The 13342-nt window shown below is 70.0% G+C and carries 15 protein-coding genes and 3 tRNA genes; 16 read left to right on the top strand and 2 right to left on the bottom strand.

The features are described from left to right. Window positions 1-103: 103 nt before the first annotated feature. The 8 genes from IF55_RS13935 (at window position 104) to IF55_RS13900 (ending at window position 5014) form a co-directional block, all read left to right on the top strand. Window positions 104-176: transfer RNA gene (locus tag IF55_RS13935), tRNA-Thr, on the top strand. 49 nt (window positions 177-225) lie between these two features. Continuing rightward, window positions 226-298, top strand: a tRNA-Met gene (locus IF55_RS13930). A gap of 84 nt (window positions 299-382) precedes the next feature. Then, on the top strand, window positions 383-547 hold the full coding sequence (gene rpmG / locus IF55_RS13925; protein ID WP_003948671.1) for a 50S ribosomal protein L33: 165 nt from the start codon (window positions 383-385) through the stop codon (window positions 545-547). A 162-nt stretch (window positions 548-709) separates the two neighbouring features. Next, window positions 710-1162, top strand: a complete 453-nt coding sequence (locus IF55_RS13920; protein WP_030883171.1) for a MaoC family dehydratase N-terminal domain-containing protein — start codon at window positions 710-712, stop codon at window positions 1160-1162. A 5-nt stretch (window positions 1163-1167) separates the two neighbouring features. Next, window positions 1168-1602 (top strand): MaoC family dehydratase, encoded by a 435-nt coding sequence (locus tag IF55_RS13915; protein ID WP_030883169.1) that lies wholly within the window; start codon window positions 1168-1170, stop codon window positions 1600-1602. Between the two features lie 148 nt (window positions 1603-1750). Continuing rightward, window positions 1751-2314: a TetR/AcrR family transcriptional regulator gene (locus tag IF55_RS13910; RefSeq protein ID WP_030883168.1), complete on the top strand. Its 564-nt coding sequence runs from the start codon at window positions 1751-1753 to the stop codon at window positions 2312-2314. A gap of 170 nt (window positions 2315-2484) precedes the next feature. Beyond that, window positions 2485-3858, top strand: a complete 1374-nt coding sequence (locus tag IF55_RS13905) for a DHA2 family efflux MFS transporter permease subunit (protein ID WP_245661197.1) — start codon at window positions 2485-2487, stop codon at window positions 3856-3858. Between the two features lie 100 nt (window positions 3859-3958). Next, window positions 3959-5014, top strand: coding sequence for a UDP-N-acetylmuramate dehydrogenase (locus IF55_RS13900; protein WP_030883163.1), 1056 nt, complete (start codon window positions 3959-3961; stop codon window positions 5012-5014). 239 nt (window positions 5015-5253) lie between these two features. On the opposite strand, the gene IF55_RS13895 is transcribed toward IF55_RS13900, so the two are convergent. Continuing rightward, a complete protein-coding gene (locus tag IF55_RS13895) occupies window positions 5254-6300 on the bottom strand; it encodes an adenosine deaminase (RefSeq protein ID WP_048831953.1) in 1047 nt (348 codons plus the stop codon). Window positions 6301-6438: 138 nt separating this feature from the next. Then, on the bottom strand, window positions 6439-7677 hold the full coding sequence (locus IF55_RS13890) for a pyridoxal phosphate-dependent aminotransferase (RefSeq protein WP_030883159.1): 1239 nt from the start codon (window positions 7675-7677) through the stop codon (window positions 6439-6441). Window positions 7678-7914: 237 nt separating this feature from the next. On the opposite strand from IF55_RS13890, the gene IF55_RS13885 reads away from it, so the two are divergent. The 8 genes from IF55_RS13885 to rplL all read left to right on the top strand — a co-directional run bounded on the left by IF55_RS13885 (window position 7915) and on the right by rplL (window position 13228). Beyond that, window positions 7915-7987 (top strand) — tRNA-Trp (locus IF55_RS13885). 108 nt (window positions 7988-8095) lie between these two features. Beyond that, complete coding sequence (gene secE / locus IF55_RS13880; protein WP_030883158.1) at window positions 8096-8386, top strand: preprotein translocase subunit SecE; 291 nt, start codon at window positions 8096-8098, stop codon at window positions 8384-8386. Between the two features lie 77 nt (window positions 8387-8463). Then, a complete protein-coding gene (nusG, locus tag IF55_RS13875) occupies window positions 8464-9357 on the top strand; it encodes a transcription termination/antitermination protein NusG (RefSeq protein WP_030883156.1) in 894 nt (297 codons plus the stop codon). Between the two features lie 191 nt (window positions 9358-9548). Continuing rightward, a complete protein-coding gene (gene rplK, locus IF55_RS13870; RefSeq protein ID WP_030883153.1) occupies window positions 9549-9983 on the top strand; it encodes a 50S ribosomal protein L11 in 435 nt (144 codons plus the stop codon). 76 nt (window positions 9984-10059) lie between these two features. Beyond that, window positions 10060-10782, top strand: coding sequence for a 50S ribosomal protein L1 (gene rplA, locus IF55_RS13865; protein WP_030883151.1), 723 nt, complete (start codon window positions 10060-10062; stop codon window positions 10780-10782). Between the two features lie 159 nt (window positions 10783-10941). Continuing rightward, the gene (locus IF55_RS13860; RefSeq protein ID WP_030883149.1) at window positions 10942-11844 is read left to right on the top strand and encodes an SCO4651 family lipoprotein; all 903 of its coding nucleotides are present in this window, start codon (window positions 10942-10944) and stop codon (window positions 11842-11844) included. A 330-nt stretch (window positions 11845-12174) separates the two neighbouring features. Then, the gene (gene rplJ / locus IF55_RS13855; protein ID WP_030883147.1) at window positions 12175-12735 is read left to right on the top strand and encodes a 50S ribosomal protein L10; all 561 of its coding nucleotides are present in this window, start codon (window positions 12175-12177) and stop codon (window positions 12733-12735) included. A gap of 106 nt (window positions 12736-12841) precedes the next feature. Further along, window positions 12842-13228 carry a 50S ribosomal protein L7/L12 gene (gene rplL / locus IF55_RS13850; protein WP_030883145.1) on the top strand — a complete coding sequence of 129 codons (387 nt, stop codon included), beginning with the start codon at window positions 12842-12844 and terminating at the stop codon, window positions 13226-13228. Window positions 13229-13342 lie beyond the last annotated feature (114 nt).

Genomic DNA, 13342 nt, shown 5'->3' with positions numbered 1-13342 from the left:
TAGTCGTACCGGTGTGGTGCGAGGGGCGATTGGGGCGGCAGGCGACGGGGAACGGATACGGATTTCACGATCGGCGGCCGAGCGTGTAATGTCTTCATCGCTCGCCCCAATAGCTCAGTCGGCAGAGCGTCTCCATGGTAAGGAGAAGGTCTACGGTTCGATTCCGTATTGGGGCTCTGGTGTGTGAAGTTCCTCGCCTTCGGGCGAGGTCCTCTCTCGCATCACAGCGGTGTAGCTCAGTCGGTAGAGCAAGCGGCTCATAATCGCTGTGTCACCGGTTCAAGTCCGGTCACCGCTACACACAGTAGCCGATTGTGGGGTCGGTCCTCCGGTCGGCTACTCTTTTATGCGTTAACCCTTCCATCCGTCAAGGAGCACTCACGTGGCTGCCACCGACGTCCGCCCGAAGATCACGCTGGCCTGCGTGGAGTGCAAGGAGCGGAACTACATCACCAAGAAGAACCGGCGCAACAACCCGGACCGTCTTGAGATGAAGAAGCACTGCCCGCGTTGCAACGCGCACACCGCGCACCGCGAAACGCGATAACAAAGGCTCGTCGACGAGGCCGTCCCCATTTTGGGGGCGGCCTCGTGGCGTTGGCATGCCCGCGGCTGCCCGCCCGAGTCCACCCGAACCTGTTCGAGATACCTGTACGTGCCTGTGGTACCTGTACCGCACCGCACGCAAACAACAGGAGGTGCCGAGCCGATGGCGCTCGACCAGTCCTTCGTCGGACGGACCTATCCGCCCACCGCACCGTACGAGGTCGGCCGGGAGAAGATCCGTGAGTTCGCCGAGGCGGTCGGCGACGCCAATCCGGCGTACGTCGATGCCCAGGCCGCGCGGGCCCTCGGGCACCCCGATGTGATCGCCCCGCCGACCTTCGTCTTCGCGATCACCTTCAAGGCCGCCGGGCAGGTCATCGAGGACCCCCAGCTCGGCCTGGACTACAGCCGGGTGGTGCACGGCGACCAGAAGTTCGGCTACACCCGGCCGGTGCGGGCGGGGGACCGGCTCACCGTCACCTCGACCATCGAGTCGATCAAGTCGCTGGCCGGCAACGACGTGCTGTCCGTGCGGGGCGAGGTGCACGACGCGGACGGCGCGCACGTGGTGACCGCGCACACGATGCTGGTGGCGCGCGCCGCCGAGGGGGAGTGAGGCAGATGGCAGCGAAGGTCTCGTACGACGCCGTCGAGGTCGGCGCCGAACTCCCGGCCCAGTCCTTCCCGGTCACCCGCGCCACGCTGGTGCGCTACGCGGGCGCCTCCGGCGACTTCAACCCGATCCACTGGAACGAGAAGTTCGCCAAGGAGGTCGGGCTGCCGGACGTCATCGCGCACGGCATGTTCACCATGGCCGAGGCGATCCGGGTGGTCACCGACTGGGCCGGCGACCCGGCGGCGGTGATCGAGTACGGCGTGCGGTTCACCAAGCCCGTCGTGGTCGCCAACGACGACCGGGGCGCGGTCATCGAGGTCAGCGCCAAGGTCGCGGCCAAGCTCGACGACGAGGCCCGTACGGTCCGCGTCGACCTCACCGCGACGAGCGCGGGCCAGAAGGTGCTGGGGATGTCCCGCGCGGTGGTCAAGCTCGCCTGAGCCGTACGGACGACATGCGTGGGTAAGGGGCGGTCGCAATGGGTGGCCGCCCCTTACTTCTCGGGCCCTTACCTCTCTGCCCCCACTTCTCGGCGGTCCCTCCCGGCCGCCCTTGACTTGGTTAGTGATTGAGTACTAACTTAGCCGCATGGTCAGGATGAGTGCGGAGGAGCGGCGCGAGAGCGTCATCCGCGCGGCGATGGCGGAGTTCGCCCGGGGCGGCTACAAGGGCACGTCCACCGAGGCCATCGCCAAGCGCGTGGGGGTCTCGCAGCCGTATCTCTTCCGGCTCTTCCCGAACAAGCAGGCCATCTTCCTCGCCGCCGCCGACCGCTGCATCCAGGAGAACCTGGAGGTCTTCGTCAAGGCCGCCGAAGGGCTGGAGGGGGCCGAGGCGCTGCACGCCATGGGGGCGGCGTACCAGGAGCTCATCGGCAGCGATCCGGACAAGCTGCTCCTGCAGATGCAGGTGTACGTGGCGGTGGCGTCGGCCGAGGCCGCGGGCGACCGCGAGTTCGGCGACTCCGTGCGGGCCGGCTGGCAGAAGCTGTGGGACGCGGTCCGGCTGGCCGCCGGGGGCGACGTGGGGGAGGCCACGTCGTTCTTGGCGCACGGGATGCTCATCAACGTCTTCGTGGCGCTGGGCTTCCCGCCCGAGCACCGCCTGTGGGAAGGCATCCACGAGACGGTGCCCTGCAAGCCGAGGGACTGAGCGACGCCCAAGGGGCGCGGTCTTCGCCGCGCCCGTTTTTTATGGCCGCAGAAATTAGTCATCAATAACTAATCAACTGGGGGAGAAAAGTGATCCATCCACCGGAACCGGCCCGGAGCGGCCGCTCCATCACCGTCTGGGCGCTGATCATCACCAGCGCCGCCGGCTTCATGGCGGCCCTCGACAACCTCGTCGTCACCACCGCCCTGCCCTCCATCCGCGAGGACCTCGGCGGCGACCTGGCCGACCTCGAATGGACCGTCAGCGCCTACACCCTCACCTTCGCCGTCCTGCTGATGTCCGGCGCCGCGCTCGGCGACCGGTTCGGCCGCCGCAAGCTCTTCATCGCCGGCACCGCCCTCTTCACCGCCGCCTCCGCCGCCGCGGCGCTCGCCCCCGGCATCGACGGCCTGATCGCCGCCCGCGCCGTACAGGGCGTCGGCGCCGCCGTCATGATGCCGCTCACGCTGACCCTGCTCACCGCCGCCGTGCCCGCCGCCCGCCGCGGCATGGCGTACGGCATCTGGGGCGCGGTCAACGGGCTCGCCGTCGCCTCCGGCCCGCTCATCGGCGGCACCCTCACCGAACACATCTCCTGGCAGTGGATCTTCTGGCTGAACGTCCCGATCGGCGTCGCCCTGCTCCCGCTCGCCCGGCTGCGACTGAACGAGAGCCGCCGCGCGGACGCCCGGCTCGACCTCCCCGGCACCGCGCTCGCCAGCCTCGGCCTGTTCGGCATCGTCTACGCCCTGGTCCGCGCCAACCCGGACGGCTGGTCCAGCGGCCCGGTCCTCGCCGGACTCATAGCGGGCGCCGTGCTGCTCGTCGCCTTCGTCGCGTACGAACTCCGCGCCGCCCACCCCATGCTCCCCATGCGGCTCTTCCGCAACCGCGGCTTCTCCGCGATCAACGCGGCCAGCATGCTGATGTTCGTGGGGATGTTCGGCTCGATCTTCCTGCTCAGCCAGTTCCTCCAGAACGTTCTCGGCTACTCGCCCACCGAGGCCGGGCTGCGCATGCTCCCCTGGACCGGCATGCCGATGATCGTCGCGCCCCTCGCCGGCTACCTCTCGGACCGCGTGGGCGGCCGGCCCGTCGTCGCCGTGGGCCTCGCCCTCCAAGCGCTCGGGCTCGCCCTGTTCGCGCTGGTGCTCAGCCCCGACGTCTCGTACGCGGAGCAGCTCCCGGGCCTGATCGTCAGCGGCGTCGGCATGGGGATGTACTTCGCGCCCGCCGCCAACCTGGCGATGTCCAGCGTCCGCCCCAGCGAACAGGGCATCGCCTCCGGAGCCAACAACGCGCTGCGCGAGGTGGGCGGCGCGCTCGGCGTCGCCCTGCTCGCCACCGTCTTCTCCTCCCAGGGCGGCTACGAGAGCGGACAGCGGTTCGTGGACGGTCTGGAACCGGCCCTCTGGGCGGGCGCCGGAGCCGTCGCGCTCGCGGCCGCCGCGGCGGTCCTGATACCCGCCCGCCGTACGGGCCGGGGCCCGGACGAGCAGGGCGGCCAGGCACCGGCGGAGCGCAGGTCCCCGGTCGCCGCCTGAACCCGGCCCCGTCCGTACCGCGCGGACCCCGTCCGTACCGCCGCGGGCCCCGGCGACCGCCGCCGAGGGCCCGCGGTGCCGTCCCCGTACTCTTGAGCCCGTGCAGGAACTCCATGACGCCCCGCTCGCCCCGCTGACCACCTTCCGGCTCGGCGGCCCCGCGACCCGCCTGATCACCGCCGTCACCGACGACGAGGTCGTCGCCGCCGTACGGGAGGCCGACGCCGCCGGCACCCCGCTGCTGATCATCGGCGGCGGCAGCAACCTGGTCATCTCGGACGACGGGTTCGAGGGCACCGCCCTGCGCATCGCCACCGCCGGCCGCACCCTCGACGGCACCCGCCTGGAGCTGGCCGCCGGCGAGAACTGGTCCGACGCCGTCGCCCACGTCGTCGAGGCGGGGCTGGCCGGCATCGAGTGCCTGGCCGGCATCCCCGGCTCCGCCGGCGCCACCCCGATCCAGAACGTCGGCGCGTACGGCCAGGACGTCTCCGCCACCATCACCGAGGTCGTCGCGTACGACCGGCGGGCCGGCGAAGTCGTGACCGTGCCCAACGCCGAGTGCGGCTTCGCCTACCGGCACAGCCGCTTCAAGGCCGACCCCACGCGCTACGTCGTGCTGCGCGTACGGTTCGAGCTGGAGGACACCGACGGGCTGTCCGCGCCCATCAAGTACGCCGAGACCGCCCGCGCCCTCGGCGTCGAACCCGGCGACCGGGTGCCCGCCGCCACCGCCCGTACGGCCGTACTCGCCCTGCGCGCGGGCAAGGGCATGGTCCTCGACCCCGACGACCACGACACCTGGTCGGCCGGCTCGTTCTTCACCAACCCCGTCCTCACCGAGGCCGAGCACACCGCCTTCCTCGCCCGCGTCGCCGACCGGCTCGGCCCCGACGTCGCCGCCCCCGCCTTCCCGGCGGGAGAAGGCCACGTGAAGACGTCCGCCGCCTGGCTCATCGACCGGGCCGGCTTCACCAAGGGGTACGGGACCGGGCCCGCCCGCATCTCCACCAAGCACACCCTCGCCCTCACCAACCGGGGGGCCGCCCGGACGGCGGACCTGCTCGCGCTGGCGCGCGAGGTGCGGGACGGGGTGCGGGAGGCGTTCGGGGTGACGCTGGTGAACGAGCCGGTGACGGTAGGCGTCCGCCTTTGACCGGCCCACCGGGGTGGTGTTGAGCCGGGGCTCCGCCCCGGACCCCGGTCCTCAATCGCCGGACGGGCTGAATTGGGTCGGGCTCCGGTGCCATCAAGCTCCCCCAGCTACCGCTGGGAGGTGCCCCCTGACGGGCTGATTGGGGCTGGGGTGGGGTGTCCTCAATCTCCCCCAGCTACCGCTGGGAGGTGCCCCCTGACGGGCTGAATTTGTGCGGCTTGGGCGTGAAGGTGACGGGCTCACGGCTTCGCCAGCCAGGCGTCGACTTCGTTCAGGAGGTCGGTGCGGAGGGGTTCGGGGGCTACTGAGGCGCGGATGGACTGGCGGGCGAGGTCGGCCAGTTCGGGGTCGGTGAAGGCGTGGTGGTCGCGGGCCAGTTCGTACTGGGCCGCCAGGCGGGCGCCGAAGAGGAGGGGGTCGTCGGCGCCGAGGGCCATGGGGACGCCGGCCTCGTACAGGGTGCGCAGGGGGACGTCCTCCTGCTTCTCGTAGACGCCCAGGGCGACGTTGGAGGCCGGGCAGACCTCGCACGTGACGCCGCGGTCGGCGAGCCGGCGCAGCAGGCGGGGGTCCTCGGCGGCCCGTACGCCGTGGCCGACGCGGACGGCGTGCAGGTCGTCCAGGCAGTCGCGGACGCTGCTGGGCCCCGACAGCTCGCCGCCGTGCGGCGCGGCCAGCAGGCCGCCGTCGCGGGCGATGGCGAAGGCGCGGTCGAAGTCGCGGGCGAGGCCGCGGCGTTCGTCGTTGGAGAGGCCGAAGCCGACGACGCCGCGGTCGGCGTAGCGGACCGCGAGGCGGGCGAGGGTACGGGCGTCCAGCGGGTGCTTCATCCGGTTGGCGGCGACCAGGACGCGGATGCCGACGCCGGTCTCCCGCGAAGCGGACTCGGCGGCGTCGAGAATGATCTCCAGGGCGGGGATGAGGCCGCCCAGCCGGGGCGCGTACGAGGTGGGGTCGACCTGGATCTCCAGCCACCGGGAGCCGTCGCGCGCGTCCTCCTCGGCGGCCTCGCGCACCAGTCGGCGGATGTCGTCGGGGGAGCGCAGACAGGACCGCGCGATGTCGTACAGCCGCTGGAAGCGGAACCAGCCGCGCTCGTCCGTGGCCCGCAGCTTCGGCGGCTCGCCGCCGCTCAGCGCCTCGGGCAGGTGCACGCCGTACTTGTCGGCCAGTTCCAGCAGGGTCGACGGGCGCATCGACCCCGTGAAGTGCAGATGCAGATGGGCTTTGGGCAGCAGGCGCAGATCACGGCGGGCGGCTTCGCCAGGGGTACGAACACTCTCCATTCGGAGATCTTGCCGCACCCGCCCGCGCGCCGGTAGGGGCTTCGCGGGAATAAGACCCTGAACGAGCGGCGGCCCGAAAGCGGATACGGGCCCCCGGCCGGCGGCCGGGGGCCCGTAGCGGGCGGTCGCGTACGGCCGTCAGGCCACGGCCTCCGCCAGGAGCTTCTGGATACGGGAGACGCCCTCGACGAGGTCGTCGTCGCCGAGCGCGTACGACAGCCGCAGGTAGCCCGGCGTGCCGAACGCCTCGCCCGGGACCACCGCGACCTCCACCTCGTCCAGGATCAGCGCCGCCAGCTCCACCGAGGTGGCCGGGCGCTTGCCGCGGATCTCCTTGCCGAGCAGCGCCTTCACCGAGGGGTACGCGTAGAACGCGCCCTCCGGCTCCGGGCACTCGACGCCATCGATCTCGTTGAGCATCCGCACGATGGTGCGGCGGCGGCGGTCGAACGCCTCGCGCATCTTCGCGACGGCCGTCAGGTCGCCGGAGACGGCGGCCAGCGCGGCCATCTGCGCCACGTTGGAGACGTTGGAGGTGGCGTGCGACTGGAGGTTGGTCGCGGCCTTCACGACGTCCTGCGGGCCGACGACCCAGCCCACCCGCCAGCCGGTCATGGCGTACGTCTTGGCGACGCCGTTGACCACGATGCACTTGTCCGCCAGCTCCGGGACGACCACCGGCAGCGAGCAGAACTCCGCGTCCCCGTAGACCAGGTGCTCGTAGATCTCGTCGGTGAGCACCCACAGACCGTGCTCGGCGGCCCAGCGGCCGACCTCCTCGACCTGCGCGCGGGTGTAGACCGCGCCGGTCGGGTTCGAGGGGGAGACGAAGAGCAGCACCTTCGTGCGCTCCGTACGGGCCGCCTCCAACTGCTCCACCGAGACGCGGTAACCGGTCGTCTCGTCGGCGACGACCGGCACGGGGACGCCGCCCGCGAGCCGGATCGACTCCGGGTAGGTGGTCCAGTACGGGGCGGGCACGATGACCTCGTCGCCCGGGTCGAGGATGGCGGCGAACGCCTGGTAGATGGCCTGCTTCCCGCCGTTGGTCACCAGCACCTGCGACGCCTCGACCGCGTAGCCGGAGTCGCGCAGCGTCTTCGCGGCGATCGCGGCCTTGAGCTCGGGGAGGCCGCCGGCGGGGGTGTAGCGGTGGTACCGCGGGTCGCGGCAGGCTTCCACGGCGGCCTCGACGATGTAGTCGGGCGTGGGGAAGTCCGGCTCGCCGGCGCCGAAGCCGATCACCGGGCGCCCGGCGGCCTTGAGGGCCTTCGCCTTGGCGTCGACGGCGAGCGTCGCGGACTCGGAGATCGACCCGACGCGGGCCGACACCCGACGGTCGGTGGGGGACTGTGCGGGAGGAGTAGCAGCGGTCATGAATGCATCGTCCCAGACCCGCAACGGCCCCGGCACGTGAGTTCTCTAACGCCCGCGGGCCCCGTGATCATGGGCCGGGAGCGGTTTCGGGGCGGGTCGCGGCGGGCGGTTCCCACGTTCCTGTTCGACGTCGGTCCCTCCAGCACGTACACTCAGGCGTCGTTGGCCCCTCGGCGGCGGCCCGTCCGTGCGCACTCCGTGCGTCCGGCCGGATGCGGTACGTTGGGGGAACCACAAAGGGTCGTAGCTCAATTGGTAGAGCACTGGTCTCCAAAACCAGCGGTTGGGGGTTCAAGTCCCTCCGGCCCTGCTACACGCATCTTCACCATGGTGCGTGCATGCGTACGTAGTGAATTGCACCGCCGTGCGGCTCAACCGGGCGCGGCACGGACACGACCCGGATTCAGGTGAGGACGTAGTGACGGAAGCCCTTGGCTCCACCGCGACGCCTGAGAGCGGTCGTCCCGAGGACGAGGTGGCGGCCAAGAAGGCACGTCGCGGCGGCAAGCGCGGGAAGAAGGGCCCTTTCGGCCGCCTCGCGCTCTTCTACCGCCAGATCGTCGCTGAACTCCGCAAGGTCGTCTGGCCCACCCGGAACCAGCTCTCGACGTACACCTCTGTGGTGATCGTCTTCGTTGTCATCGTCATCGGCCTGGTGACCGTGATTGACTATGGGTTCAACAACGCCGTCAAGTACGTCTTCGGCTGAGCCCGCGTCGGGCGACGGCAGTCGAGGCGCCGCCCGATGCCTGTTCCACCCCTTGAAGCCAGGAAGAAGCAGCCACAGTGTCTGACCCGAACCTGAACGACGCCGCCGAGCCCGCCGAGGCGGCAGCGGCCGACGTGGACGCGCCGGCTGTCGCGGACGAGGTCGGCGACACCACCGAGCTGCAGATCGTCGAGAACGCCGACGGCGTCGACGAGCTGGACGCCGAGGAGGCCGCGGCCGGCGAGCCCGCCGAGGAGGCCGCCCTCCAGGTGGAGGACGACGCCGCTGCCGCCGCCGAGGTCGCCGAGGACGAGGCCGCGGAGGCCGCCGCGGAGCAGGGCGACCAAGAAGACGTCGACCCGATCGAGGCCCTGCGCCAGGAGCTGCGCGTCCTGCCCGGCGAGTGGTACGTCATCCACACGTACGCCGGTTACGAGAACCGCGTGAAGACCAACCTCGAACAGCGCGCCGTCTCGCTCAACGTCGAGGACTACATCTTCCAGGCCGAGGTGCCGCAGGAAGAGGTCGTCCAGATCAAGAACGGCGACCGCCGCACCGTCCGCCAGAACAAGCTCCCCGGCTACGTGCTGGTGCGCATGGACCTGACGAACGAGTCCTGGGGCGTCGTGCGCAACACGCCCGGCGTCACGGGCTTCGTCGGCAACGCCTACGACCCGTACCCGCTGACCCTGGACGAGATCGTCAAGATGCTCGCCCCGGAGGCCGAGGAGAAGGCCGCCCGCGAGGCCGCCGAGGCCGAGGGCAAGCCCGCGCCGTCCCGCAAGGTCGAGGTCCAGGTGCTGGACTTCGAGGTGGGCGACTCGGTCACCGTCACCGACGGCCCGTTCGCGACGCTCCAGGCCACCATCAACGAGATCAACGCCGACTCGAAGAAGGTCAAGGGCCTCGTCGAGATCTTCGGCCGCGAGACCCCGGTCGAGCTCAGCTTCGACCAGATCCAGAAGAACTGACGCTCTTCGGGATCACCGGCTTCCGGACAGGTCAGATCGGCTCTCGCGTGGGATTCCCCCGGCGATGGGATCCGGTCTGACCTGCTCGGTTTTCTGCCGCACGGCTATACCCGTTATCGTTGTGCGGTATGCCTCCATCCGGATGACCGGATTCGGGGGCGAAACACCTCTCACTAGGACCCGGAGAGAGCATGCCTCCCAAGAAGAAGAAGGTCACGGGGCTGATCAAGCTCCAGATCTCGGCCGGTGCGGCCAACCCGGCTCCGCCGGTCGGTCCCGCGCTGGGCCAGCACGGCGTCAACATCATGGAGTTCTGCAAGGCCTACAACGCCGCGACCGAGTCGCAGCGTGGCATGGTCGTGCCGGTGGAGATCACGGTCTACGAGGACCGCTCCTTCACCTTCATCACCAAGACTCCGCCGGCCGCCAAGCTGATCCTCAAGGCCGCGGGTGTGGAGAAGGGCTCCGGCGAGCCGCACAAGACCAAGGTCGCCAAGATCTCCCGCGACCAGGTCCGCGACATCGCCACCACCAAGATGCCCGACCTGAACGCCAACGACCTGGACGCCGCCGAGAAGATCATCGCCGGCACCGCCCGTTCCATGGGCATCACGGTCGAGGGCTGATCACCCCCGTAGCACCCGTGGAAGGACCACGCGCTGGTCCGTACCACGACTCCACACTCAGCACTGAGGAGAAGCAGTGAAGCGCAGCAAGACTCTCCGCGGCGCGGACGCCAAGGTCGATTCGGAGCGCCTGTACGCCCCGCTTGAGGCCGTCCGTCTCGCCAAGGAAACCTCTGCGACCAAGTTCGACGCGACTGTCGAGGTCGCCATGCGTCTGGGCGTCGACCCGCGCAAGGCCGACCAGATGGTCCGCGGCACCGTGAACCTTCCGCACGGCACCGGCAAGACCGCCCGGGTCCTGGTCTTCGCGACCGGCGACCGTGCTGCGGCCGCGGAAGCCGCGGGCGCCGACATCGTCGGCTCCGACGAACTGATCGACGAGGTCGCGAAGGGCCGTCTGGACTTCGACGCCGTCGTCGCCACCCCGGACCTCATGGGCAAGGTCGGCCGCCTCGGCCGCGTGCTCGGTCCGCGTGGTCTGATGCCGAACCCGAAGACCGGCACGGTCACCCCGGACGTGGCGAAGGCTGTCACGGACATCAAGGGCGGCAAGATCGAGTTCCGCGTCGACAAGCACTCGAACCTGCACTTCATCATCGGCAAGGTGTCGTTCGACGAGGCCAAGCTGGTCGAGAACTACGCCGCGGCGCTCGAAGAGGTCACCCGCCTCAAGCCGTCCGCCGCGAAGGGCCGCTACATCAAGAAGGCGACCCTGACCACCACGATGGGCCCCGGTATCCCGATGGACACCAACCGCACCCGCAACCTCCTCGTCGAGGAGGACCCGGCCGCGGTCTGATCCGGACGCGCCCGCCGCGGGCAGCGCGACGCTGATCGCGGTACGTACGTAACGAGCCGGTCCCCGTACCTCCACCGAGGTGCGGGGACCGGCTCGTGGCGTTGTCGGTGCCCTCCACTACAGTCGTGTCCGACCTTGAAGCTGATTAAAGGGGGAGCGATGAGGATCACGCGACTGGCGACGGCCGCGGCCGGTGTCGTGCTGATGGCGGGGCTCACGGCCTGCGGGGGCGGGGACGCCAAGGACGGCGCCAAGGACCACGCCAAGGACGGGGCCAAGGCGAGCGACCGGGCGTCCGGCGGGGATTCCGCGGCGGGCCAGGGCGCGCTCACGGCGCTCCAGAGCGTGTCGAAGAAGGCGGGCCAGCAGCGCTCGGCCAAGGTCGACGGCACGATGTCGATGGGCGAGATGCACGTCTCCATGAAGGGCGACATGGACTGGTCCGACGGCATACGGGCCAACATGACCATGACCCAGAAGGGCGGTGCGGCGGACGCCGCGCCGACGGCCGGCAAGCCGATGCGCGCCCGCTACCTGCCCGAGGCGATGTATATGAACCTGGGCAGCTCGCTCGGCCCCAAGGCGCAGGGCAAGAGCTGGGTGAAGTACAGCTACGACGCGATGGCCGCGCAGGCGGGCGCCTCCGGGACCTTCCTCAAGGACCAGTTGAAGAACAACGACCCGAGCCGTTCGGTGGATCTCCTCATAGCCTCCGGCAAGGTCAAGGAGGTCGGCAAGGAGGACGTCCGCGGCAAGCAGGCGACCCACTACACCGGAAAGGTCAGCGTCTCCGAGATCGCGGGCCTGCAGTCCAAGTCCCTCTCCAAGAAGGACCTGGACGCTCTGCAGAAGCAGCTCCAGCAGAGCGGCATGGACACCGAGACGGTCGACCTGTGGGTCGACGGCGACCACCTCCTGGTGAAGCGGCAGGAGCGGGCCCAGGGGAAGAAGTTCTCCACGGACACCACGGTCTTCTACTCCGACTACGGCACCAAGGTCTCCGTGGCGCCCCCGGCGGCCTCCGAGACGGTCGACTTCGCGGAGCTCATGCCGAAGCGGTAGGCACGGCTGACGCGCGTACGGGCGGGCCGCGAGCAGACGGGCCGACGGCCGGAGGCAGGCCGATTTGCTTGCCGGCCGCCCGTTCGCGTACCTTTGCGACGAAGCCAAAGACCGCTGGTCGTCGCTGTGCCTCCGTAGGGGGGTGTGGTGGCCGAAGGATTCCGCTAGCTGCGGGCGACCTGCGCAGGTGTTCAGGTCGAACTCCCGCTGTGACCGTGAGGTCCGTGCGGTCGAGTCACGCCCCGTGCGCCCGCGCCGGGGCGTTTCGTTTTGCCCAGGTCCCTTCTCGCGTCTATGCGGTCCGAATCACCCGGAAGGAGGCCGAGGCTCATGGCGAGGCCCGACAAGGCTGCCGCGGTTGCCGAGCTGACGGATCAGTTCCGCAGCTCCAGCGCCGCCGTGCTGACCGAGTACCGCGGTCTCACCGTGGCGCAGCTCAAGGAGCTGCGCCGTTCGCTCGGTGAGAACGCCCAGTACGCCGTGGTGAAGAACACGCTGACCAAGATCGCGGCCAACGAGGCCGGGATCACCTCGCTCGACGACCTGTTCAACGGTCCGACGGCGGTCGCCTTCGTCTCCGGTGACCCGGTGACGTCGGCGAAGGGTCTCCGTGACTTCGCCAAGGAGAACCCCAACCTGATCATCAAGGGCGGTGTCCTCGAAGGTAAGGCGCTGTCCGCCGATGACTTCAAGAAGCTCGCGGACCTCGAGTCCCGCGAGGTGCTGCTCGCCAAGCTGGCCGGCGGCATGAAGGCGTCCATGGCCAAGGCCGCGGCGACCTTCCAGGCCCCGCTCACGAAGTTCGTCCGCACCACGGACGCCCTTCGCAGCAAGGTCGAGCAGGGCGGTGCCGGTACGCCGGCTCCCGCCGAGGCCGAGACCGCCGAGTAGGGCGCGCCCCGCGCTCGCCCCACTCGCGTCCGTCACGGTCGCAGCGGGCCCGTACGCCCGCCGAAATGTACATCCGGCACCCGCCGATTAGTGGAAGGACGCCATCATGGCGAAGCTCACCCAGGAAGAGCTGCTGGCGCAGTTCGAAGACATGACCCTCCTTGAGCTCTCCGGCTTCGTGAAGGCCTTCGAGGAGAAGTTCGAGGTCGAGGCCGCCGCTCCGGTCGCCGCCGTCGCCGTTGGCGGTGCCGCCGGCGGTGCCGCCGAGGCCGTCGAGGAGCAGGACGAGTTCGACGTCATCCTCACCGGCGCCGGCGAGAAGAAGATCCAGGTCATCAAGGTCGTGCGCGAGCTGACCTCGCTGGGTCTGAAGGAGGCCAAGGACCTCGTCGACGGCACCCCGAAGCCGGTCCTGGAGAAGGTCGCGAAGGAGGCCGCCGACAAGGCTGCCGAGTCCCTCAAGGCCGCCGGCGCCTCCGTCGAGGTCAAGTGACCCGCGGAGTCCGCTGACTCCTGAGCTGTTTCTCAAGGGCGATCACCCATGTGGGTGGTCGCCCTTGGGCGTTCCCGCCCTGGCTGCGTTGCCTGTGCGGCCAGGGCGAGTATG

This window comes from Streptomyces varsoviensis (assembly GCF_000718635.1).
In the GTDB taxonomy this organism is placed as follows: Bacteria; Actinomycetota; Actinomycetes; order Streptomycetales; family Streptomycetaceae; genus Streptomyces; species Streptomyces varsoviensis.
The sequence above is the reverse complement of the archived record's forward strand: the minus strand, read 5'-3'. Positions and strand labels throughout refer to the sequence as shown.

Bases quoted from the DNA above. Each gene is read 5' to 3' on its own strand.
- IF55_RS13920 (WP_030883171.1), top strand. From the start codon at position 710: ATGGCGCTCGACCAGTCCTTCGTCGGACGGACCTATCCGCCCACCGCA.
- IF55_RS13915 (WP_030883169.1), top strand. From the start codon at position 1,168: ATGGCAGCGAAGGTCTCGTACGACGCCGTCGAGGTCGGCGCCGAACTC.
- IF55_RS13910 (WP_030883168.1), top strand. From the start codon at position 1,751: ATGGTCAGGATGAGTGCGGAGGAGCGGCGCGAGAGCGTCATCCGCGCG.
- IF55_RS13905 (WP_245661197.1), top strand. From the start codon at position 2,485: ATGGCGGCCCTCGACAACCTCGTCGTCACCACCGCCCTGCCCTCCATC.
- IF55_RS13895 (WP_048831953.1), bottom strand. From the start codon at position 6,300: ATGGAGAGTGTTCGTACCCCTGGCGAAGCCGCCCGCCGTGATCTGCGC.
- IF55_RS13890 (WP_030883159.1), bottom strand. From the start codon at position 7,677: ATGACCGCTGCTACTCCTCCCGCACAGTCCCCCACCGACCGTCGGGTG.
- rplK (WP_030883153.1), top strand. From the start codon at position 9,549: ATGCCTCCCAAGAAGAAGAAGGTCACGGGGCTGATCAAGCTCCAGATC.
- IF55_RS13860 (WP_030883149.1), top strand. From the start codon at position 10,942: ATGAGGATCACGCGACTGGCGACGGCCGCGGCCGGTGTCGTGCTGATG.
- rplJ (WP_030883147.1), top strand. From the start codon at position 12,175: ATGGCGAGGCCCGACAAGGCTGCCGCGGTTGCCGAGCTGACGGATCAG.
- rplL (WP_030883145.1), top strand. From the start codon at position 12,842: ATGGCGAAGCTCACCCAGGAAGAGCTGCTGGCGCAGTTCGAAGACATG.